Origin of the sequence: Nonomuraea sp. NPDC049725, assembly GCF_040674795.1 — a bacterium.
Classification (GTDB): domain Bacteria; phylum Actinomycetota; class Actinomycetes; order Streptosporangiales; family Streptosporangiaceae; genus Nonomuraea; species Nonomuraea ceibae.
On sequence record NZ_JBFANJ010000007.1, the window covers coordinates 238858 to 259315 of the forward strand.

Annotated in this window: 20 protein-coding genes; 5 read left to right on the forward strand and 15 right to left on the reverse strand. The window is 72.2% G+C overall.

Annotated elements, in window-relative coordinates:
* Positions 1 to 18: 18 nt before the first annotated feature.
* The 6 genes from AB0J53_RS20510 to AB0J53_RS20535 form a co-directional block, all read right to left on the reverse strand.
* On the reverse strand, positions 19 to 852 hold the full coding sequence (locus AB0J53_RS20510; RefSeq protein WP_364174376.1) for a glycosyltransferase family 2 protein: 834 nt from the start codon (positions 850 to 852) through the stop codon (positions 19 to 21).
* Positions 853 to 1018: 166 nt separating this feature from the next.
* The gene (locus AB0J53_RS20515) at positions 1019 to 2131 is read right to left on the reverse strand and encodes a GNAT family N-acetyltransferase (RefSeq protein WP_364174378.1); all 1113 of its coding nucleotides are present in this window, start codon (positions 2129 to 2131) and stop codon (positions 1019 to 1021) included.
* Positions 2128 to 2496: a hypothetical protein gene (locus AB0J53_RS20520; protein ID WP_219517401.1), complete on the reverse strand. Its 369-nt coding sequence runs from the start codon at positions 2494 to 2496 to the stop codon at positions 2128 to 2130. Before AB0J53_RS20520 ends, AB0J53_RS20515 begins: the two co-directional genes overlap by 4 nt.
* A gap of 226 nt (positions 2497 to 2722) precedes the next feature.
* Positions 2723 to 4279: a sigma-70 family RNA polymerase sigma factor gene (locus tag AB0J53_RS20525; protein ID WP_364174381.1), complete on the reverse strand. Its 1557-nt coding sequence runs from the start codon at positions 4277 to 4279 to the stop codon at positions 2723 to 2725.
* 101 nt (positions 4280 to 4380) lie between these two features.
* A complete protein-coding gene (locus tag AB0J53_RS20530; RefSeq protein WP_364174384.1) occupies positions 4381 to 6060 on the reverse strand; it encodes a substrate-binding domain-containing protein in 1680 nt (559 codons plus the stop codon).
* 233 nt (positions 6061 to 6293) lie between these two features.
* Positions 6294 to 6848, reverse strand: a complete 555-nt coding sequence (locus AB0J53_RS20535) for a cation transporter (RefSeq protein ID WP_308126271.1) — start codon at positions 6846 to 6848, stop codon at positions 6294 to 6296.
* Between the two features lie 227 nt (positions 6849 to 7075).
* On the opposite strand from AB0J53_RS20535, the gene AB0J53_RS20540 reads away from it, so the two are divergent.
* The 3 genes from AB0J53_RS20540 to AB0J53_RS20550 are packed head-to-tail and all read left to right on the forward strand — an operon-like array spanning position 7076 to position 8946.
* Complete coding sequence (locus tag AB0J53_RS20540; protein ID WP_364174387.1) at positions 7076 to 7858, forward strand: DUF4184 family protein; 783 nt, start codon at positions 7076 to 7078, stop codon at positions 7856 to 7858.
* Positions 7851 to 8660 carry an RNA methyltransferase gene (locus tag AB0J53_RS20545; protein WP_364174390.1) on the forward strand — a complete coding sequence of 270 codons (810 nt, stop codon included), beginning with the start codon at positions 7851 to 7853 and terminating at the stop codon, positions 8658 to 8660. The genes AB0J53_RS20540 and AB0J53_RS20545 overlap by 8 nt, the downstream gene beginning before the upstream one ends.
* Positions 8661 to 8688: 28 nt before the next feature.
* Positions 8689 to 8946, forward strand: coding sequence for a DUF4235 domain-containing protein (locus AB0J53_RS20550; RefSeq protein WP_219510249.1), 258 nt, complete (start codon positions 8689 to 8691; stop codon positions 8944 to 8946).
* A 9-nt stretch (positions 8947 to 8955) separates the two neighbouring features.
* Here AB0J53_RS20550 and AB0J53_RS20555 read toward each other — a convergent pair whose 3' ends face one another.
* The 5 genes from AB0J53_RS20555 to AB0J53_RS20575 form a co-directional block, all read right to left on the reverse strand.
* Positions 8956 to 9738, reverse strand: coding sequence for a neutral zinc metallopeptidase (locus AB0J53_RS20555; protein ID WP_364174394.1), 783 nt, complete (start codon positions 9736 to 9738; stop codon positions 8956 to 8958).
* A gap of 43 nt (positions 9739 to 9781) precedes the next feature.
* Complete coding sequence (locus tag AB0J53_RS20560; RefSeq protein WP_364174397.1) at positions 9782 to 10507, reverse strand: ThuA domain-containing protein; 726 nt, start codon at positions 10505 to 10507, stop codon at positions 9782 to 9784.
* A gap of 19 nt (positions 10508 to 10526) precedes the next feature.
* On the reverse strand, positions 10527 to 11609 hold the full coding sequence (locus AB0J53_RS20565) for a Gfo/Idh/MocA family oxidoreductase (protein WP_364174400.1): 1083 nt from the start codon (positions 11607 to 11609) through the stop codon (positions 10527 to 10529).
* A 2-nt stretch (positions 11610 to 11611) separates the two neighbouring features.
* Complete coding sequence (locus tag AB0J53_RS20570; RefSeq protein ID WP_364174403.1) at positions 11612 to 12418, reverse strand: sugar phosphate isomerase/epimerase; 807 nt, start codon at positions 12416 to 12418, stop codon at positions 11612 to 11614.
* A 135-nt stretch (positions 12419 to 12553) separates the two neighbouring features.
* On the reverse strand, positions 12554 to 13600 hold the full coding sequence (locus AB0J53_RS20575; RefSeq protein ID WP_364174406.1) for a LacI family DNA-binding transcriptional regulator: 1047 nt from the start codon (positions 13598 to 13600) through the stop codon (positions 12554 to 12556).
* A gap of 74 nt (positions 13601 to 13674) precedes the next feature.
* Here AB0J53_RS20575 and AB0J53_RS20580 point away from each other — a divergent pair, with 74 nt between their 5' ends.
* Positions 13675 to 13863 carry a hypothetical protein gene (locus tag AB0J53_RS20580; protein WP_364174409.1) on the forward strand — a complete coding sequence of 63 codons (189 nt, stop codon included), beginning with the start codon at positions 13675 to 13677 and terminating at the stop codon, positions 13861 to 13863.
* Here the strand turns inward: AB0J53_RS20580 and AB0J53_RS20585 are convergent.
* Both AB0J53_RS20585 and AB0J53_RS20590 read right to left on the reverse strand, forming a co-directional pair.
* A complete protein-coding gene (locus AB0J53_RS20585; RefSeq protein ID WP_364174412.1) occupies positions 13856 to 14695 on the reverse strand; it encodes a serine hydrolase in 840 nt (279 codons plus the stop codon). The genes AB0J53_RS20580 and AB0J53_RS20585 overlap by 8 nt on opposite strands.
* Positions 14696 to 14770: 75 nt before the next feature.
* Positions 14771 to 15280, reverse strand: coding sequence for a VTT domain-containing protein (locus AB0J53_RS20590; protein WP_246646103.1), 510 nt, complete (start codon positions 15278 to 15280; stop codon positions 14771 to 14773).
* A 149-nt stretch (positions 15281 to 15429) separates the two neighbouring features.
* Here AB0J53_RS20590 and AB0J53_RS20595 point away from each other — a divergent pair, with 149 nt between their 5' ends.
* Complete coding sequence (locus AB0J53_RS20595) at positions 15430 to 15972, forward strand: hypothetical protein (RefSeq protein ID WP_364174417.1); 543 nt, start codon at positions 15430 to 15432, stop codon at positions 15970 to 15972.
* Here AB0J53_RS20595 and AB0J53_RS20600 read toward each other — a convergent pair.
* Both AB0J53_RS20600 and AB0J53_RS20605 read right to left on the reverse strand, forming a co-directional pair.
* Positions 15941 to 19303, reverse strand: coding sequence for a BTAD domain-containing putative transcriptional regulator (locus tag AB0J53_RS20600; RefSeq protein WP_219510238.1), 3363 nt, complete (start codon positions 19301 to 19303; stop codon positions 15941 to 15943). The genes AB0J53_RS20595 and AB0J53_RS20600 overlap by 32 nt on opposite strands.
* Positions 19304 to 19378: 75 nt before the next feature.
* Positions 19379 to 20437: a lysylphosphatidylglycerol synthase domain-containing protein gene (locus tag AB0J53_RS20605; protein ID WP_364174420.1), complete on the reverse strand. Its 1059-nt coding sequence runs from the start codon at positions 20435 to 20437 to the stop codon at positions 19379 to 19381.
* Positions 20438 to 20458 lie beyond the last annotated feature (21 nt).

Here is a 20458-nt window from a genome sequence, read left to right on the forward strand (position 1 = left end):
TCCTTCAGGCGCTCAGGCTTACGCGACGCCCCGGTCGGCGGCGGGCTTCCTGGCGGGTTCGGGACGGGGCGGGGCGGGCTGGCGGCGCCATTCGCTCAGGATGGTCCTGAGCACCCGGAACCCGTCGCGCACGACGTGCAGGTTGCTCTCGCCGTGGATGCGGTTGCGCTCGTGGCTGGGCACCTCGTGCACCTTGAGCCCGGCCTTGGCGGCGCGGATGTTCATCAGCGTCTCCACCTCGAAGCCGTCGCAGTCGAGGTCGAGCACGTCGAGGTGCCTGGCCCAGAAGGCGTTGTAGCCGTAGCACAGGTCGGTGTAGGCGGTGCCGTACATCCGGTTGACGATCCCGGTGAGGATCTTGTTGCCGAGGCGGCGGTTGAAGGTGAGGTCGTCGCTGCCGCCGCCGGCGGCGTAGCGCGAGCCCTTGACGAAGTCGGCGCCCGTCACCAGCGCGCCGACGAACTGGATGATCTCGTGGCCGTCGGTGGAGCCGTCGGCGTCGATCATCACGATGATGTCGCCGGTGCACGCGGCGAACCCGGCGGCCAGGGCGTCGCCCTTGCCCTTGCCGGTCTGCGTTACGATCTTCACGTTGGGCCGCAGGCGGCGGGCCACCGCGACGGTGTCGTCGACGGAGTTGCCGTCGACGAGCACGATCTCGTCGATCCACTGCGGCAGGGTGGCGAACACGTGGGGCAGGTTCTCCGCCTCGTTCATCGCCGGCACCACGACACTCACCGTCGGTGAGATGGCCAGATGTGGTGTGACGGGAGTGAAGCGTTCGATAGGCGGCATCGATCGCAAAGGCGTGATCTGCGCCTTGCCGTTGGACTTGACGGACTCGGGACTCATGGCGAGGTTAATCCTTCCGGGACCCGCCTGGCGCAACGCGGTGACAGTTTCTCCCGGGTGCTGCGGGAGTGGCTGCTGGGGCGAACGATGCATCAGTGGGTCCAAGTGAGGGTTGTGCTGGGATCTGCTGCTGCTGCCTTGTGCCGGGGGGTCTTGAGTGCTCGGGTCAGCGTGCTCCGGTCGGTTCCTTGACGTCGTGCTGGATCGATCTGCGCATCCGGCCGAATCCCTTGAGGACGCGGTCGGCTGCCTTATAGAGAGACGGTCGGTCCAGGACAATTGTTCGGGCCTTGTTGAACGGGGTCCGCCCCATCCAGTGCACGGCGGCGGCCGGGGAGGGGCGGGAGACCCGGCCTTCGGCGACGTACAGGGTCCCGCTCTTGAGCCAGTCCTTGTACTCCTTGCCGCCTTTGCCCATGTCGACCATGTGCAGACCGCTGGCCGCGGCCGCCTCGGCCATCTGAAGGTGGTGCACGATTCCGGGGGAGTAGCGCGCGTAGGCGGTGTCGTAGGCGGGGAACCAGCCCACGAGCGTGGTGGCCGTGCGCAGGCCGAAGTGGCCGGCCACGGGCACGTCGCCCGAGTAGAGCATGGTCAGCACGCCGGAGAAGTCGGCGGACCGCTCGGCGTGCATGAGGTCGGTCAGCTCGACGATCCAGGGCTGGGCGAACCGGTCGACCCGGCCGGTGCGCTGATACTGGTCGGACTTCCAGGCCAGCAGCGTGCGCAGCACCTCGGGGTCGGGCGAGGCCCACTCGAACCGGAGCTCGCCCTGCTCCCTGCCGAGCTTGCGCTCCTTGTAGCGGACGGTCTTCAGGTTCTTCGGCGAGTTGGCCCTGACCTGCTCGATCCAGGCGTCGAAGCCGGCGGTGAAGTCCATGACGGGGGCGGGCCGCACGTCGCTCTCGTACGGGGCGAACGTCGGCTGCCCTGCCACCAGGTGGTCGAAGTCGAAGACGGTGAGCTTGCAGGCCCGCAGCAGCGCCCGCGCGTCTGCCTTCAGGCCGGGCTCCGCGATCAGGCCGTGGCACGTGGTGAGGAAGCCGCCGAGCGGCTTGCCGATGCCGAAGCTGTGCCTCTCGTAGGGGAAGAACCCGGCGATCCGGTCACCGTCCTGGAGGACGGCCACGCGCACGTAGTCGCGCAGGCGGTCCATGGCGACGGCGAACTCGACGGAGAGGAAGGGGTTGTCCAGGCTGGGGTCGGCCTTCTGAAGTTCGCGCCAGCGGGCCCGCTCCGGTGCTCCCAGCTCTCCGGGGCGAACGACGTTGATCTTCACCTTTGGCTGGCCCCCTGTTCGGTTTGCATGTTCTTCCCCCGGTAGAGCACGCGAAGCACGTACATGAACCCGCCGAGCACGGCGATCGTCGCCACCCCGGCCCGAGGCGACCACGCGTCGAAGAGCAGCATGGCCTGGGCGAGCAGCACGTTGAGCACGAGGCTCGCGGCGGCCCCTACCGATAGTGCCGCCAGAGGGTCACGATCACGCAACAGCCCGACCACCGCGGCGCCGGGCACGAGCAGAAGGAACATGGAGATCAGGAGCGGGCGCAGGGGAGTGTCGATGTCGAAGAGCGCGATCACCGCCCCCGCGATGCAGGCCAGCGCGAGCAGCCATGTGAGCGCTCTGCGGTGCTTGAGCATCTGCTGTTTCTCTCCCGGTTCCTGACGTGATCGCCAATTTCATGGGATCAATCCGTGCGCGTACGCGTCAACGCCGACGCTTGGCGGCACAGTCAGGTTTACCAGCGCCCATGTGAAGTTCAACACACTGCCAACGAGCCCCGGGTCCCCGACGTGCTCCCCAAGCACACCAGGATGCCTTATTTGTCACAGCAACATCGGCTTGACCCGGGAAATCGGGGCTTTCTCACATAACGGTGGCGAGGGTCGCCTCCGGTGTGCTGGACGGCTCCGGCGACGGAGTGGGCTCCTCCTCCGGAGGGTCGGACGGCGGTTCGGGCTGGCCTTCCCAGCTGAGCGCGCAGCGCGCGGCGCCGCCGTTGGAGGTGAACGTCACCGTGCCGCTGCCGGGCAGATCGGGGTCGTCCACCGTGACCCACACGGCCGCCGACGCGCCCGCCTTGATCGTCCCGCTCGCCGGCTTCAGGGTCAGGCCGTCCGTCGTGGTGGATGCCCAGGTGACGGCGGCGTTGCGGGCGCGCAGCGTGACCCGCGCCGCGCCCTGGATCGCCGCCGGGCAGGCGGCGGCGATCCGGGCGGGGCGGGCGGCCCGCCGGCGGGTGGGGGTGGGGGCGGCCGGCGGCCGGGTGGTGGCCACGCCGTCGGCGGGCCGCCGGGTCGGCGGCGTGACCGGCTCGGACGCGCCGGGCTCGGGGTCGGGCTCCGGCTCGACCTCGGGCTCGGGCTCGGGCTCGGTGTCCGTGGGCTCCCCGGTGTCGGCGACGGAGCCGGGGGCGTCGGTGGCGTAGTCCTCGTCGGGCGGCGCCGCGGGCGGGGGCGCGCTCAGCGCGGGGTGCGCCTCCTCCTGGGAGGTCAGCGCGATCGTCACGCTCGTCCCCGCCAGGAGCAGCGCGCCCGCCAGCAGCGCCGGGGCCAGCCTGCGCGGCCTGCGCCGCCGCGACCGGTGCCGGGGGGAGAGCGGGAACCCGGACCGGTCGAAGCTGTCGCCCCGGTCGACGATCAGCGTGCGGGTCTCGTTCCGCCCGGGGTCGAGGCAGGTGCCGATCACCCGCTCGCGCAGCGACAGCGGCGGGAAGGCCATCGGCACCAGGTCGAGCAGCCGTTCGGCGGAGATCGCCCGGCCGCGCCGCTCGGCGCACACCTCGCAGCCGCCGATGTGCCCCGACAGGCGGCGGCGCAGCGGCGTCGTGAGCGGGCCCTCCCAGGAGTCCAGCATCGCCGACAGGCCGGGGCAGTGCGCCCGGCCCGTCCTGGCTAGCACCACCGCGGCGGCGGCGTTCTCCAACTGGCCGCGGGCCCTGGCCAGCCGCCCGGCGGCCTGCCGCGCGGTGAGGCCGAGCACCGCGCTCACCTCGGCGAGCGCCAGCCCGTGCCGCAGCGACAGCTCCAGCACCTCGCGCTCGGCCCCGCGCAGCTCGCCGAGCGTCTCGTACACCAGGCCGGTCAGCTCCGGGTCGTCCGGCTCGCCGTCCGTCCGCCGCGCGGGCCGCTCCGCGCCCGGGTGACCCAGCCGCGCCACCGCCTGGAACCTGGTCAGCGCGTACAGCCAGGCCCGCAGCCGGTCGGCGTCGCGCAGCCGCCGCACCCGCCCGTGCGCGGTGACCAGCGCGTCGTGCACCGCGTCCGCCGCGCCGTCCCGCTCGCCCAGCAGCGAGCAGGCGTAGTCGTAGAGCCGCTCGGCGTAGGCGCCGTAGAGCCGGTCGGGGGCGTTCGGGTCGTCGTGGCGCAGCCCCGCCACGAGTTGCTCGTCGTCGTCACGCTCGACTGCCGGCCATCCAGGCACGAATACCCTCCCCGCGGGTTGCAGGACGTCCCCACGGCGGTAGGACGCCCGCCTCCTCCCGGCGGGTTGACGATCGGCCCCTCATTCATGCCGAACAGGCATCAACCATCGCAATTAGGCGAGCAGATGCGGCGCTCCATGCCCTGGAGGAAGAAGTCGCGGACCTGCAGCGGGTCCTTGGCGATGTACGCCTCGCCGCCCGTCGCCTTGGCGACCGCGTCCATCTGCCGCTTGCCCGCCTGCGCCTCCGGCCCGAACGCGATGAGCAGGATGCTCACCGGCCGCTCCGGGTCGTAGGCCGACTTCAGGTAGTCGAGGATCTGCGCGTCGGTGACGCCGCCGTCGGGGTCGTCGTTGCCCGCCCCGTCGGTCAGGATCAGCAGCGTGTTGATCTTGTCCCGCTTGTACGTCTCGGTCATGTGCGCGTAGGCGGCCTTGAGCGAGTCGTTCAGCCCGGTGTCGCCGGTCGCCTTCGCCTCGACGGTGGCGAGCTGCTGGGCCAGCACGTCCTTGCGCAGCGTGCCGCCGATGCTCTCGGTCAGCGGCCCGACGGGGACGACCTCCTGGTAGTCCTTGCCCCGGCCGTCCAGGTGGGTGGAGAAGTTCCACACGCCGATCTCGGAGTCGGGCGGGAACAGCGACAGCCCCTCCGTGGCGATCTTGCTGATGGCCTTCATGCGGGTCAGCCCCGTGCCGGGGTCGGGCAGCGCCATCGTGCCCGACACGTCCAGCAGCGTGAGCAGCCGGGTGCCGAGGTTGAGCCGGGACCAGGTCTGCGTCATGGTGGCGACGGTCTTGACGTCGGGGGCGCGCATGGCCTTGGGCGCCGCCGGGGTGAACCCCTTGTCCTCCGACAGCGCCTCGCCCGCCTTGCCGCCGGGATCGCGGAAGCCCTGGGCGCGCAGCACCTTGAGCGCCGACTCCTTGCCGAGCTCCTGCCGGAAGTCGGCGGCGGCCTTGAGCTTCGCGGCGTCCTTGGTGACGACGGTGAGCGGGTAGTCCAGGCTCAGCGTGCCCTCGCTCGGGTACAGCGCCACCACCGGCGTGTCCGGCTTTTTCGTGTTGTGTACGTGAATGGCCTGCTCGGACGTGACGCCGATCGGCACCCGGTCACCGGACTTCACGGTGAGGCTCGCCAGCAGCGCGGTCGGGTCGGCGACGAGCTGCCCGGACAGCTCCTTGAGCGCGCCCACCAGCGCCTTGTCCTGCTTGGCGGCCTTCGCGGTGCCCGCCGCCGCCAGCAGCGCGGCCAGCCCGGCGGAGTTCTTCTGCGGATCGAGGGCCAGCACGCGGACCTTCTTGCCGGGCCCGTCCACGTTCGCCACGTTGGCCGCCGCGACCATGCCGGACCAGCTCGGCTTGAGCGTGCCCTCCAGCTTGGCCGCCGAGCTCTTGGCCGTGGCCAGCACCACCGGCGAGGAGGCGACCGAGCCCGCGGGCTCGGGCAGCGTGACGGATTCCTGGCTGCGCACCCGTTCCACCACGAGGCTGGAGTCGGCCACCCACACGTCGCCCTTGAACTTGCCGGCGACCAGCGCGTTCTCCGTCCGGGCCGCGCTCTCTCTGGCCACCTTGACCTCGACGCACCTGCTGTCGATCGAGTGCAGCGCCTTGTTGTAGTTGCCCGCGATCTTGTTCAGGGCCGGCTGGACGTCCGGCGTCGCGACGACGGTCAGCGGCAGCTTGCCGCTGGAGCAGTCGTGCTCCCGGTTGAAGATGACGAACGCGGCCACACCGAGGAGCACGGCGAGCGCCACTGCTCCCGCGAGCGGGACGAGCACCCGGCCGCGTCCGCCGCGACCGGCCCGCCTTCTGCTGGGGGGTGGATCCTGGGCTCGGTAGCCGCCATCGAACTCGTCTGTGCGGTGTCGCCCCACGATGTCCTCTTGGTGTGTGTTTGGAAGCCTTTCGGAGACCCTAGCCGGTGATGCTCCGCAATACTCGGGAGACGATACTCGGTGTGCTTGCTGTGGCAAAACACCTGTTTTGGTGCGCTAATAACGCTCGGTGACGGTCAGTGGCAGCATGCGTGACCGTGCCACGCCCGCCATCCCTCACGCACGGCGACCACCGCCAGAGCGAGCGCCATCGCCGGATCGACCCACCACCAGCCGATCGTGCCCGCCCACAGGCCGGCCAGCACCCCGGCCGCCATCGCGCCGCAGATCAGGTTCTGCGCGGCCTCCCCGGCCGTCGCCCCCGAGGCCAGCCGCCGGGCCAGCCGCCGCTTGACCAGCCCGAGGATCGGCATGCTGACCAGGCTCACCGCCGTCACCACGATCCCCAGCACGGTCGGCACCGCCCGGTGCCCGGCATCCAGGTCGTGACCCACGTGCACGATCAGATAGGGCGCGAGCAGCCAGAAGCTCACCGCGATCGCCCGCCGCGCCCGATGCTCCGCGCTCGCCGACAGCGTCCGCTTCCCCGTGAACCGCCACACCACGATCAGGCTCGCCGCCACCTCCACCAGAGCCGACAGCCCCCACCCGATCAACGCCACCGAATGCGCCGCCAGCCCCGCCGCCAGCCCGAGCGAGCTCTCCACCGCCAGCCACACGATGGTGACCACGGAGAGTGAACGCGCCAGCCTCGCCGCCCTGATCCAATCGGCTGACGCGGCCGGATGCGCATGAACCCGCTGGTCAGGCACCTTGAACCTCCGCATTCTCGGCTTCCGGCCGTCGACAGCATTATGTGCCGTACCCATTACTTATCGTGACCTTAGAGGCCGGCGGCAAAGAATGTTCAAGCTTCCCGGGTAGTGTGCAGTGATCGTCGACGGGATATGGGGGGCCGATGCCGTTCACGCCCAGTCACATCGCGGCCGTGCTGCCGCTGGTGTCGTCACCGCGCATGCGCCGGTGGACCGACCCCTGGGCGCTCGCGGTCGGGGCGATGGTGCCCGACCTGCCGATCTTCCTGCCGTTCCTGCCCGACTACAGCGACTGGCACTCCTGGCAGGGCGTCGTCACCGTGGACCTGGCGGCGGTGCTGGTGCTGCTCGTGCTCTTCCACGGCCTGCTGCGCGACCCGCTGATCGGGCTGCTGCCGCCCGCGTTCGCCGGCCGCGCCGCGACCCTCCTGCCGACCCGCCGCGAACTGCTGTCCCGCCTGCCCGCCGTGGTCGCGGGCGCGCTGGTCGGCGCGGGCACGCACGTGCTGTGGGACTCCTTCACGCACTCCACCGGGCCGCAGGAGTGGGGCCACTGGCTCGGCGTCTCCGTCCTCGGCGTGCTGCCGCTGTTCCGCGTGCTGCAGTACGTGTCGTCGGCCGTCGGCCTGGCCGTCGTCGTGTGGTGGGCCTGGCGCGGCCTCGCCGCGATGCCGCCCGCGCCGGTGCCCGGCCGCCTGCGCGTCTCCGCCCGAGTGCGCGGCGGCGTCCTCGCCGGCGGCGCCGCCGGCATCCTGACCGGCGCGTTCGTCTGGCCGCTGGTCGACGAGCCCAACCCGGCGTATGGGCTGCCCGCCGTGATCACCAAGGTGGGCGCAGGCACCGTCGTCGGCCTGTGCCTGGTGCTCGTCTGCTACGCCGTCGGCTGGCAGCTCAGGCGGCTCGTGGCAGTATCGGAAGGTGCTTGAGTACGTAACCGACGCCGCCGACCCCCGCCTGGCCGACTACACCCGGCTGCGCGACGTGGAGCTCCGCAAGAGCCTCGAAGCCGAGCGCGGCCTGTTCCTGGCGGAAGGCGAGAAGGTGATCAGGCGCGCCATCGCCGCCGGCTATCCCGTCCGCTCCGTCCTGACGACCGGCCGCTGGCTCCAGCCCCTCGCCGACGTCCTCGGCGACGCCACCGTGTACGTCGTCAGCGACGAGATCATGTCGGGCATCGCCGGCTTCCAGGTCCACCGGGGCGCCCTCGCCTCCCTGGCCCGCCTGCCCCTGCCCGCCCTGGACACGGTCCTGGCCCCGGCCGCCCGCGTCGTCGTCCTGGAGGACATCGTCGACCACGCCAACGTCGGCGCGATCTTCCGGTGCGCCGCCGCCCTCGGCGTCGACGGCGTCGTCCTGTCGCCCCGCTGCGCCGATCCCCTCTACCGCCGCGCCGTCAAGGTCTCCATGGGAGCCGTCTTCTCGATCCCGTACGCCCGGATGGACAACTGGTACACCGGCCTGGACGAGCTGCGCGCGGCCGGGTTCCAGACCCTCGCCCTCACCCCCGACCAGTCCGTCACCCCGATCGACCGGGTCAAGCTCGGCGGCCGGGTCGCGCTGCTGCTCGGCGCCGAGGGCGACGGCCTGTCGTCCCGCTGGCTGCACGAGGCCGACGAGGCCGTGTGCATCGCGATGAGCCCGACGGCGATGGCCGCCGGCGTCGACTCGCTGAACGTCGTCGCCGCCGCCGCGATCGCCTGCCACGGACTGATGCGCGAAACCGTTTAGAGCCGCCACACGGGGCACTGACACAGCCATGCATGCTGTGGAGAAGGCTCTTTCGCTCGGGACGGGAATGCTCAGCGGCGCCCTGGCCGCCGCGATGTTCAAGCGGACGTGGAAGCTGGTGTCCGGCGACGACGACGCCCCGGACGCCGGTGACCTGGAACGCGGCTGGACGGAGGTGCTCGTCGCCGCCGCGATCCAGGGAGCCCTGTTCGGCCTGGTCAAGGCCGCCGTGCACCGCGCCGGCGCGCAGACGTTCCGGCACCGCGCCGTGACGGGCAGGACCTGACGGCGGCGGTCAGGCGACCTTCGACGCCGAGGCCGTCCAGGTGTTGCACGACCCGGGGTCCCCGGTGGCGAACCCGCGCTTGGTCCATGCCCGGATGTTGGCCGTCTTGCCGTAGACGCGATCGTCGCCGGGCTCGTCACCCAGGAGCAGGTTCAGCGAGGTCTTCCAGTCCTTGCCGGAGCGGCCCTTGAGCGGCCAGACGCTCTTCATGAACGCGCCGGCGAAGCAGTCGGACTGCAGGCTGTAGCGCCGTACCAGCTCCCGCTCCTCGGCGTCGTCGTCGTAGGACTCCTCGTCCAGGGCGGCGCCGATGCCCACGAGCTCCTGCACGTGGATCCCGTACATCCTGGACGTGATGCTGAACAGCCAGAGGTCGTGCGGGTCGTCGAGCCAGTCCTTGCCGAGCTGGAAGATCAGCGTGCGGTTCTTCTCGCAGTAGTACGCCTGCGCGTTGTAGTTGTCGATCTCCAGGTCGCAGTAGCCCTTGGGCACCTTGGCCAGATACTTCACCCGTGGCTTCTGGAACTCCAGGCCCGCGGCGGTGAGGTGCTTGCCCCAGGTCCTGTCCAGGCAGGCGACGACGGCGTTGATGTAGGCCCTGGCCATCGGCTTGTGGTTGCGCTTGACGGGCTTCTCGGCGCATGTGCTCCTGGGGAGTTGGCCGGCCTCGTAGAGGGCGTTGGCGACGAGGCCGGCGCCCTCGACCGGGTCCTGGCCGGAGGCCGCCGCGGCGGTGCCGGTCAACGGCAGCAGAGCGGCGGCGCTCAGCGCGGCGATCACGCGAATTTTCACAAAGCGTGACACTAGGGCGATCAAGGTCAACAGGGCAAGGGCGCTACCAGTGGATGGCGGTGTGGGCGTTGTCCAGGGGCGGGCCGACGGGGGCGGACGGCGCGGCCCAGCGCACCGCGTTCGCGAGCACCCGGTGCACGTCCGGGTCGTGGTAGACGGGATAGTTCTGGTCGCCGGGGCTGAAGTAGAAGATCCGGCCCAGGCCGCGGGTGTAGCAGCAGCCGCTGCGGAACACCTCGCCGCCGCTGAAGTTGCTGATGAACACCAGCTCGTCCGGCTCCGGGACGCCGAACGGCTCGCCGTACGTCTCCTGCTCCCCGATCACCAGCGGGCGCGGCACGCCCTGGGCGATGGGGTGGCCGGGGGCGACGGTCCACACGAGTTCGCGCTCGCCCGCGTCGCGCCAGTTGAGCGTGCAGGTGGTGCCCATCAGGCTGCGGAAGATCTTGGAGTAGTGGCCGGAGTGCAGCACCACCAGCCCCATGCCGCCGAGCACCCGCTGCCGCACCCGGGCGACGACCTCGTCGGCGACCTCCTCGTGCGCCATGTGCCCCCACCAGGTGAGCACGTCGGTCTCGGCCAGCTCCTTGTCGGACAGGCCGTGCTCGGGGTCGTCGAGCACGGCGGTGCGCACCCGCGCCTCGCCGCCCAGGTGCGCGTTCAGCCCGGCCGCGATCGCGCCGTGGATGCCGTCCGGGTAGCGGCGGCGTACGTCTTCTTCGCGCTGTTCGTGGTAGTTCTCGCTCCAGACGGTCACTCTGATCCGCATCTTGCTCCCCTCGTCCAGATCAGGCGTACCCATCCAGAGGCGCGGGAGGCTCGAAGACCGACGTCAGCTCCACCGGCCTGCCCTGCTCGTAGGAGGCGCGGGTGGCGCAGAGGATCTCCACCACGTGCGCGGCCTGCCGCCCGGTGGCCCGGTGCGGGCGGCCCTCGCGGACGGCCGCCGCCAGGTCCCGCACGGCCCGGCCCCACTCCACGCCCCGGTACGCGGGCCGCAGCGGCTCGACGGGACGCGGCTCCTCCCCGAAGGCGGCGACCTCCAGCGCGGAGTCGAAGTCGTGCCAGGAGCGCAGCAGCAGCGAGCCGGTGTCGCCGTGGAACTCCAGCCCGTGCTGTCGCGTGCCGTGACCGGGGACGTAGAAGTCGCAGGTCAGCCGGAGCAGGACGCCGCCGTCGAACTCGACGTTGGCCACCACGTAGTCGGGCGTGGTGATCGTGAACGGCCGCCCGTCGAGCCGCACCCGCTCGGGGTGCACGACGGAGGCGAACGCGGTCACCCGCCGGGCCGGGCCGAGCGCCGTCGTGACGATCGTCAGCGGGTAGACGCCCACGTCGAACAGCGGCCCGACCTCGTAGAAACCGACCGGGTCCGGGTGCCAGGTCTCGATGCGACCCCAGTTGACCTCGCCGTAGACGAGCCTGAGCCGGCCGGTGGCGTTCTCGCGCAGCAGCTTGAGCGCGGTCTGCTGGGCCTCGCCGAGGAACGTGGCGGGCGCCCCGCCCAGGCGCAGCCCCTTCCTGCCGGCCAGCTCGACCAGCTCGGCCGCCTCCTCGTAGCGCAGGGCGAGCGGCTTCTCGCTGTGCACGTGCCTGCCCGCCTCCAGGCAGCGGCGGATCACCTCGTAGTGGGCGTGGTGCGCGGTCAGGTTGACCACGATCGAGACGCCCGGGTCGGCCAGCAGCTCGTCCAGCGACGGGTAGGCGCGCACGCCGTGCGCCGCCGCCAGGATCGCGGCCCGCGCCGGGTCGACGTCCTGGACGCCGCGCAGCTCGATCTCGGGGTAGCCGGCGAGGTCGGCGGCGTAGCGCTGGGCGATGTTGCCGCAGCCGACGATCGCCACGCCGGTGGTCGCTCCGGTGCTCTGCATGCTCACGCCTCCAGCCACTGCCGCAGCCGCTCGCGCGACGTCAGCACCTCGGGGATCGGGTCGCGGTCCTCAGGCTCGTGCTCGATGCTGATCGTGCCCGTGTAGCCGATGCGCCGCAGCTCCTCCACGCACCGCCGCACCGGCACGCAGCCGTCGCCGAGCGCCACCGTGTCGTGCCCGCCGGGCGCCGCCACGTCCTTCAGGTGCACGTGGAAGATCCGGTCACCGAGCGCCTTGATCGCCTCGGCGGCGTCGTAGCCGTGGGTGCCGAACCAGCCGGTGTCGAGCGCCGCGCCGATCCGGCCGCCGGCGTCGTCGCCCATCGCCTCCAGGTACTCCTCGGGGGTGCGTTCGGGGTGGTTCTCCACGCCGAGCCGGAGATCGTGCTCCTCCAGCGCGGCGACCACCGCCTCGCGGTCGGTGCGCAGCACGGGCGCCATCCCGCCGATGACGGGCGCGCCGACGGCGCGCGCGATCCGGCACAGGCCGCGGAAGTACGCCACGTCGGCCCCGGCGGACCCGGCCAGGCTCGGTACGGACAGCTCGTGGTCGGCGAGCAGCCCGGCGGCGATCTCCAGGTGCTCGTCGGTGGCCCAGGCGGGGTTCAGGTGGGCGGTCCAGACGTCCATCGAGGTGAAGCCCAGCTCGGCGACCTCGGTGACGATGCCGCCGAACCGCCCGGCGAAGCCGTCGAGCGGGGCGAACCGCTCGTTGGTGACCCGGTCGGCCTCTCCCCAGCCGGGAGCGGGCATGCGGCTGCCGGTCTCCCTGGTGACGAAGTTGGCTCCCATGAACGCGATCGTGTTCACACGTCTCCTCGCGCGATTGCGATTTTCGGAGGCTTTTCAGTGAACTTACGTGCCCGCTGGAGGGGCGTCAATGGGGCGTTCGCGTGGAATTCATACCTTTTGGCGGCGTGTGGAGGCCAGAATTTCACTGAAATTTCAGTGAGGAGCCGCCGTGGACGAGCGGACGATCAGCTCGTGCGGGAAGATCAGCCGCTCCGGCGCGGCCGGCGGGTCGGACAGCAGCAGCCGCCCGGCCTTCTCGCCGATCTCCTGCTTGGCCTGCCGGATCGTCGTCAGCCCGGCCTCCTGCGCCGCGCTGTCGGAGAACCCGACCACCGACAGGTCCTCCGGCACCCGCAGCCCCAGGTCGGCGGCGGCGTCGAGGATGCCGAGCGCCAGCACGTCGGTGTTGGTCAGGACGGCGGTGGGCCGAGGGTCGGTCCGGAGCAGCGCGTGCCCGGCCTCCCGGCCCGCCTCCCGCGAGTTGCGGGACAGCTCGTAGAACGGCACGCCCGCCCAGTCGACCCCGGCGGCCACGCAGGCGCTCTCGTAGCCGCCCCGCCGGCCGCGCATCGCCTCGAACGTCGCCGCCCGCTGCCGCGCCGGGTCGGCCCAGCCGGTGCGGCCGTCGTCGTGCAGGCCCACCATCGCCACCCCGACGCGCCGGTGGCCCAGCTCCAGCACATGGCGGGCGGCCAGCGCCCCCGCCGCCGGCTCGTCGATGCCGACGAACGGGTGGCCCGGCACGTACGGCTCGTCGACCACCACCATCGGCAGCTTCCTGGCCAGCACCTCCGCCAGCGCGGGATGCCCGTCGGGCAGCGAGACCACGCAGAAGGCGTCGACCACCGCGTCACGCACCGGCACCGGGCGCTGCTCGCCGCGCGGCAGCGGCAGGATGAGCAGCCCGACGCCCGCGTCCTCGGCGGCGGCGGCCAGCCCCTGGAAGAACCCGACCGCGTACGGGTCGGCGAACGCGTAGGGCAGGGTCTCGCTGAACAGCAGGCCGAGCGCGCCGGCCCGGCCGAGCCGCAGGGAGCGCGCCGTCGCGTTGGGCCCGGCGTAGCCCAGCTCGTCGGCCACCTCCAGGATGCGCCGGCGCAGCCCGTCGCTGAGCTGGTCGGGCCGGGAGAAGGCGTAGGACACGGTGGCCCGCGACACGCCCACCCTGTCGGCGATCGTCTGCAGCGTGACCTTGGCCATCGTCCAACGGTATCGGAATCCCTTGCCGGAGCCCTCCTTAATCAATTAAGCTCTTAATTGATTAAGGAGGTGTCATGGACGCCATGCAGGTGCTGGCTCATCAGAGCGCGATGGGACACACGGGCACGCTGACCGAGGCGCTGCCGGGCGCGCCGGTGAAGCACTCCCGCGACAGGAGACGGGTGCGGGTGCGGCTCGCCTACACGCTCCGGGTGACGGCCGACCGGCTCGACCCCGCCTGTCCGGGCATGCCGGTCAGCTGACCTCGATCTGGCTGCCGGCATGGTCGAGCAGCCGTTCGGCGGTGCTGAAACGGCGCTCGTCCTGGTCGTTCAGCAGCACGCCGATCACCTGCCTGCCGCCCCGCTCACCCGCGAACAGCAGGCAGAACCCCGCCGCCCGCGTGTAACCGGTCTTCACCCCCGTCACGCCGTCGGCCCGGGTGAGCAGCTTGTTGGTGTTGCGCCAGATGTGCGCCCGGTGCGTGGACGTCTTCGGCACCCGGTGCACCTCGCGGCCGACGATCGTGCGGAAGACCGGGTTCTCCAGCGCCCGGCGCGCCAGCTCGGCCTGGTCCACGGCCGTAGAATAGCCGCCGAGCGACGGCTTCGGCAGGCCGTCGGCGTTCGTGTAGCGGGTGTCGCCCAGGCCGAGCGCGCGGGCGGTGGCGTTCATCTTGCGCACGAAGGCGTTCGTGCCCGGCCCGTAGCGGCGGGCCAGCGCGTGGGCCGCGTCGGCGCCCGAGGGCAGCATGAGCCCGTAGAGCAGGTCGCGCACGGTCAGCCGCTCGCCCTTCTTGAGCGCGGCCGAGGTGGCGCCGTTGCGCACCGCGTGACGCACGTCCGCGGCGGTCACGGTGACCGTGTCGCCCAGCCGGGCCTCGCGCAGCACCACGTAGGCGGTCATCACCTTGACCAGGCTGGCGACCGGCACCCGAGCGGTCTCCCGCTTGCCGAAGTGGATCGTTCCCGCCGAGTCGACCACGTAGCCGACCTTCGCCTTGACAGTGGGCGTATCCGCCGCGTACGCCGGAGTCCCGGCTATCAGGACGAGCAGCGCGGAACCTATACAGGCCGCGATTCGCATGACGAACATGACGGACATCGTGGCATCCGAACCACCCGGAGGCGCGCCAAACCCACCCCGAAAGGGGAAAACAACCGGAAAGCGTCAGCCGACGAAGGTCCGCTTCCTCCTGCGCCGCATCACGATCACCACGACCCCGGCCACCGCCGCCACCGCCAGCGCCCCGGCCGTGACAGGCGAGGACGCGGCGATCCGGAACCAGCCCCACACCAGCGCCGTCAGCCCGAACCACCACATCGGCGCCCACGTCAGGCAGCCGAGCGCGCTGGCCACCACGTACCACGGATAGGACACCCGCAGCGCCCCGGCCACCCACGGCAGCGTGTGGCGCAGCATCGGCACCCAGAAGCAGCCGTAGACGGCGAACGCCCCCCACCGCTCGACGACGCGCTCGACCTTCTCGATCCGCTCGCGGCCCACCTTGACGCCGATGCGGGAGTCGTACAGCTTCTCGCCGAGCCTGCGGCCCACCCAGTAGTAGACCTGGAACGCTCCGAACAGGGCGAGGATCAGGATCGCCCCCACCAGCCAGTAGGGAATCCCGAACAGGAAGGGGTCGGTGGGCGCGGGGACGGCCAGAACGCGTGATGCCATGAGCCGACTCCCCCCACGCCAAACCATTAGGTCAGGCTTACCTTAGTTCACCCCTTACGTTACCGCCACAGGCAGGTTGCAAGCGTGTGACAAGCGGCGCTCAATACCCGTGCCCCACGCTTGGCGGTGAGCGAAGAGAGGTGCTGACCGTGTTGACCGGGTTGAGCAAGGCGACGAGAAGCAGCCGTACGGCACTGGCCACCGGCGCGGCGAGCGCGGTGAAGTTCCTCGTGGCGGCCCTCGCCTTCGCCGCCGCCTACGCCGGCCTGACCGCGTACGGCGCCGCGAGCTCCGCGCCGCTGCCCGCGCCCGCCCCCGCCCGGGCGGTCACCCTGCCGGCACGCACAGTACCCGCCACGGTGCCCGCCACGGTGCCCGCAGCGGTGCCCGGCGAGGTCACGGTCACCGCCCTCGACAGCGCGCCGGACTGCCTGAAGACGTTCCTGGCCCGTACGGTGATCGTCAACCCCGACCCCGACGAGGCCGTCTCCTACCGCTGGCGGCTGGCCCGCTGGAACCCCGGCACCAACACCTGGGGCACCTACCTGGTGCACTACTCCGGGTTCGCGGGAGCCGAGGAGAGCGCCGCCTGGGACCCGGCCGTCTCCGACAACCCCGGCTGGTATCGCGTCGAGCTCAAGGCCGAGGGGCGCGAGGCGATCAGGAGCGACCGCTTCCAGGTGAGCTGCTGACCGAGCGCTGCGCCGCCTCCACCCAGCGCGGCACCCCGATCCGGTGCGCCACCTCCAGCGCCTTGCCGTAGTGCTCGCGGGCGGCGGCAGGCTGGCCCAGCCGGATCGCCAGGTCGCCCAGCGTCAGCGCCACCGGCCACAGCGCCACGACCCCGGTGCCGGCGCCCGCCACCCGGTCGGCGAACGGCTTGAGCTTGTCGTAGCAGTCGACCATCCGCTCCCGGTCGTCGAGCAGCATCCCGGCCAGCGCCCGCCACGTCATCGCGAGCTCGTACAGGAAGTCGGGCCGCACCGGCGGGCGGACGGCGGCGACCGCCTTGGCGTCGGCCACGTGACCGGCCGAGGCGAGCGCCAGCGCGTAGGCGTCGAGGGTCCACTTCGCGCCGCGCTGGTGGGCCTCGGCCAGCAGCTCGACCGTCTCGGCCGCCCGGCCGTCGACCAGGTGCAGGCAGAACGTGGTGATCAGCGGCAGGTCCTGGCGGCCCTCCAGCATGCCCGCCCGCGCCGTCATCCGGGCCGCGTCGCGGTAGGCGCGTTCGGCGCCCGTGTAGTCGCCGGCGATCATCTGCCGCTGCCCGGAATACCAGGCGTGGACGGCGGCCGGGGCCGGCAGGTCGTACTGCCGGGCCAGCCGGTCGGCGGCGGCCGCGTGCTCGTCGGCGACGCCGAACTCGCCGCGCGCCGCCGCGCACTCCAGCAGCACCAGATGGGCCAGCGCCTGGGTGGCGACCTGGCCGGAGCGCTGGGCCACGTCGAGCAGCTCGCGGCCGATGCTCTCGCGGGTGTCGACGGCCGGGATGTCGTAGGACTGGCGCAGCCGCCCGCTCAGCGCGACCGCGATCAGCACCGGGTCGCCGCTCTGCCGGGCCACCTCCAGCGCCTCCAGCGACGCCTGCCGGCCCCGCTCGGGCGAGGAGGAGCCCTCCAGCTCCAGCGCCAGCGTGGTGAGCAGGCTGGCCCGCAGCTGCTGCTCGCCCTCGGGCAGCTCGCTCAGCGCCCGCTCGGTGACGTCGACGATCTCCCACGCGGTGCGGGTGAAGTCACGCGCCATGCCCTTGTGCGGCACCGCGAGCGCCGCCGCGACCCGCGCGGTCAGCTCCAGGTCGCCCAGCGGCAGCGCGGCGTCCATCGCCTCGCGGCGCAGCAGCCGGGCCGTGTGCATGTCGCCGCACAGCGCCAGCGCCTTGATCCGGCGCAGCATGAGCCGCAGCCGCTGCTTGGTGTCGCCGCCGGTGCGGTCGAAGGCGGCGATGGCCTGCTCCCACAGCGTCGCCGCCTCGCGGTGCGCGAAGCGCCGCTCGGCCTGCTCGGCGGCCAGCCCCGAGTAGTGCACCGCCTTGTCGGCGGCGTCGGCCAGGAAATAGTGGTGGGCCAGCGCGGCCACGTCGGACGGCGCCCGCCGCTCGATCACCGCCGCCACGGCCGCGTGCAGCCGGGTGCGGCGCAGCCGCGAGGCGTCGGAGTAGAGCGTGTCACGCACCAGGTCGTGGTCGAACCGCAGCAGCCCCGGGCCCGGCTCGGTCACCAGCCCGGCCAGCAGCGCCGCCTCGACCGCCTCCACCACGGCGTCCTCGTCGCCGGCCACGTCGACCAGCACGTCCACGTCCACGTCGCGGCCGATCACCGCCGCCTGCAGCAGGATCTGCTGCGCGCCCGCGGGCAGCCGGGAGACGCGCCGCCGCAGCACGTCACGCACCCCCGAGGGCACCCGCGACAGCACCTCGGCCGCGCTCGCCCGGTCGGCCGCGCCCTCGGCGTCGAGCAGCCGGACGGTCTCGCGGACGAAGAACGGGTTGCCGCCGGTGCGCTCGACGATCGACTCGACGGCGTCCTCGTCGATCTCACGCACGCAGGTGGCCCGGACCAGCTCGGCCACGGCCTTCGGGGCGAGCCCGGACAGGCCCACCCGGACCGGGCCCAGCCTGGCCAGCGCGGCCAGCACGTCGGCCTGCCGGTCGTCGAGCTCGCTCTCGCGGCAGGTGACCACGAGCAGCACCCGGCTGGTGGCCAGCAGGCTCGGCAGCGCGCGCAGCAGCGCCAGCGTCTGATCGTCGGCCCAGTGCAGGTCCTCCAGCGTGAGTAGCACCGGGGCCCGGCGCGCGACGCCCGCCAGATAGCCGCCGACGGCCCGGTGCAGCCGGAACCCGCCGGACACCTCGTCGTCGTCGGGCGCGGGCGCGGCGTCGTCCAGCAGCGGGGCCAGGAGCTGCGCGTACTCGCCCGCGCCGGTCGTGCCGACGAGCGCGCGCAGGATCTCCACCCAGGCCCAGCCGGGCGGGGTGGCGCTGGAGTCGGGGCAGGCGCCGGAGGAGGTCATCCAGCCGTCGGCGGTCAGCCTGCTCTGCAACTGGCGCAGCAGCGTCGTCTTGCCCGCCCCGGCGACGCCGGTGACGATCGCCACCTGGAAGCGGCCGGTGCGGGCGGCGGCCGTGGTCAGCCTCGACAGCTCGGCGTCACGGCCGACGAACGGCTCGGGCTCCAGCGGCGGCGGCTCGATCGGGGTGGCGGGCCTGGGCGGCCACGTGTCGGCGGGCGGCACCGGCCGCGACGGGCGGGGCGGCGGGGCCAGCTCCAGCTCGGGCGCCTGGGCGAGGATGTCGGACTCCAGCTTGCGCAGCGCCGGCCCGGGGTCGATGCCGAGCTCGTCGGCCAGGATGTTGCGCGCCCGGCGCAGCGCCGCCAGCGCGTCGCCCTGCCGGCCGCACCGGTAGAGGCCCAGGCCGAGCAGCCGCCAGCCCTCCTCGCGCAGCGGGTGCTCGGTGGTGAGCGCCTCCAGGTCGGGCACGGTCTCGGCGGGCATGCCCAGGCGCAGGCCGGTGTCGGCATGCCGCTCGCGGGCCACCAGCCGCAGCTCGGTCAGCCGGTTGACCTCGGCCTCGGCCCACTGCTGGTCGGCGAAGTCGGAGTAGGGGGTGCCGCGCCACAGGCCCAGCGCCTTCTCCAGGCGGCCGCGCGCGGCCTGCGGGTCGCCGTCGTCGAGGTGCTCGCCCGCCGTCCGGACGAGCTGCTCGAAGCGGAGCGCGTCGACCTGCTCGGGCGCCACCCGCAGCGCGTAGCCGGAGGCGACGGTCACCAGCAGCCGGTTGGGCCCGCCGCGCGGGCGGCCCGGCTCCAGCACCCGGCGCAGCCGCGAGATGTAGACCTGCAGCCCCGACTGGGCGCCCTTGGCGGTGTCGTCGTCCCACAGGTCGTACAGCAGCGTGTCGACGGGCACCACCTGGCCCCTGGCCACGAGAAGCCGGGCGAGCACGGCCCGTTGCCGCAACCCGCCGAGGTCGAGTTCGTCGTTTTCGTACGCCTCGACTGGCCCCAGAACTCGGAACGCCACCATGTCAGCCGCCACGCTATGCGCGCTTCCGAATCACGCACAAGGCCCGGGGTTGATTACGTGGAGGGTTCGGGATAGTCACTGGGGGGCCTTCGAGATCGTGGACGGGGGATCCGCTGCGGCGCCTCGGCTGTTGCGCCTGCGCAGGAGCGCCCACGCCCCCAGCGCGAGGCCGCCGAACGGGATCTCGATAGTGTAAGTCCAGAAACCGAAGAGCAGTGCGGCGGCCGTCGCCGGCGGGGCCGCCACGCCGAACGTGGTCAGCAGCACGACCACCCCCGACTCCATGATCCCGGCGCCGCTCGGCGTGACGAGCACCGCCGTGAGCACCCGCGACAGCGCGAAGACGGCGATCGACTCGGCGAGCCCCGGCCAGGCGCCGGTGGCCAGCATGCAGGCGGCCATGATCGCCCACTGGAAGCCGAGGAAGAACACCATGCCGAACGACATGATCGGCCACCGGGTCCGCACGACGGTGGCGGTGTCGTGGCGCAGCCGCTCGAACGCCTGTGACGGGCGGACCTTGAGCCGCAGCAGCCTGGCCAGGAAGTCGAGCCCCCGGCCCAGTACGGCGGCGGCCCGGTCCCAGTAGAGGGCGGCGGCGACCACCGCGCACAGGGCCAGGATCGAGATCGCGCCGACCCAGCCGGCGTTGGCCACGGTCGCGTTGGGCGCCTGCCCGGCCAGCAGCAGCGCGATGATCCCGACGGCCGGCAGGATGAACCTGAACAGCGTGTTCCAGATCCCGCTGACGAGCGTCATGACCACGATCGGCCGGTTGGCGAACCCCCAGCCCCTGGTCATCGCGAACGTCAGCGCCACCCCGGCCGCGCCGCCGAACGGCAGCAGGTTGCTGACCGCGCTCCCGGCGGCGTTGAGCGTGAGCGCCTGCGTGTGGCCCAGCCCCGGCAGCGACCCGGTCAGCACGAACGTGTAGGCGAGCAGGCTCAGCAGCCACACGGCCGTCATCAGCGCGATCATGCCGGCGTCGAGCGTGCCGAACACGGCGCCGATCTCCTGCCAGGAGACGGGCTTGCCGGTCAGCGTCTGCACGATCTGCGGCAGATAGACCACCAGCAGCACCGCGAGCCCGAGCGACAGGACGGACAGCGTGATCTGGAGCCACTTGTTCTTCATCGGAGCCCAGTCTGCCGGTAG

What these genes read in the sequence shown, in the direction of transcription:
- AB0J53_RS20580 (WP_364174409.1), top strand. Translation starts at nt 13,675, where the DNA reads ATGGACGCCATGCAGGTGCTGGCTCATCAGAGCGCGATGGGACACACG.
- AB0J53_RS20605 (WP_364174420.1), bottom strand. Translation starts at nt 20,437, where the DNA reads ATGAAGAACAAGTGGCTCCAGATCACGCTGTCCGTCCTGTCGCTCGGG.
- AB0J53_RS20520 (WP_219517401.1), bottom strand. Translation starts at nt 2,496, where the DNA reads ATGCTCAAGCACCGCAGAGCGCTCACATGGCTGCTCGCGCTGGCCTGC.
- AB0J53_RS20600 (WP_219510238.1), bottom strand. Translation starts at nt 19,303, where the DNA reads ATGGTGGCGTTCCGAGTTCTGGGGCCAGTCGAGGCGTACGAAAACGAC.
- AB0J53_RS20575 (WP_364174406.1), bottom strand. Translation starts at nt 13,600, where the DNA reads ATGGCCAAGGTCACGCTGCAGACGATCGCCGACAGGGTGGGCGTGTCG.
- AB0J53_RS20585 (WP_364174412.1), bottom strand. Translation starts at nt 14,695, where the DNA reads ATGTTCGTCATGCGAATCGCGGCCTGTATAGGTTCCGCGCTGCTCGTC.
- AB0J53_RS20510 (WP_364174376.1), bottom strand. Translation starts at nt 852, where the DNA reads ATGAGTCCCGAGTCCGTCAAGTCCAACGGCAAGGCGCAGATCACGCCT.
- AB0J53_RS20565 (WP_364174400.1), bottom strand. Translation starts at nt 11,609, where the DNA reads ATGCAGAGCACCGGAGCGACCACCGGCGTGGCGATCGTCGGCTGCGGC.
- AB0J53_RS20540 (WP_364174387.1), top strand. Translation starts at nt 7,076, where the DNA reads ATGCCGTTCACGCCCAGTCACATCGCGGCCGTGCTGCCGCTGGTGTCG.
- AB0J53_RS20550 (WP_219510249.1), top strand. Translation starts at nt 8,689, where the DNA reads ATGCATGCTGTGGAGAAGGCTCTTTCGCTCGGGACGGGAATGCTCAGC.
- AB0J53_RS20590 (WP_246646103.1), bottom strand. Translation starts at nt 15,280, where the DNA reads ATGGCATCACGCGTTCTGGCCGTCCCCGCGCCCACCGACCCCTTCCTG.
- AB0J53_RS20560 (WP_364174397.1), bottom strand. Translation starts at nt 10,507, where the DNA reads ATGCGGATCAGAGTGACCGTCTGGAGCGAGAACTACCACGAACAGCGC.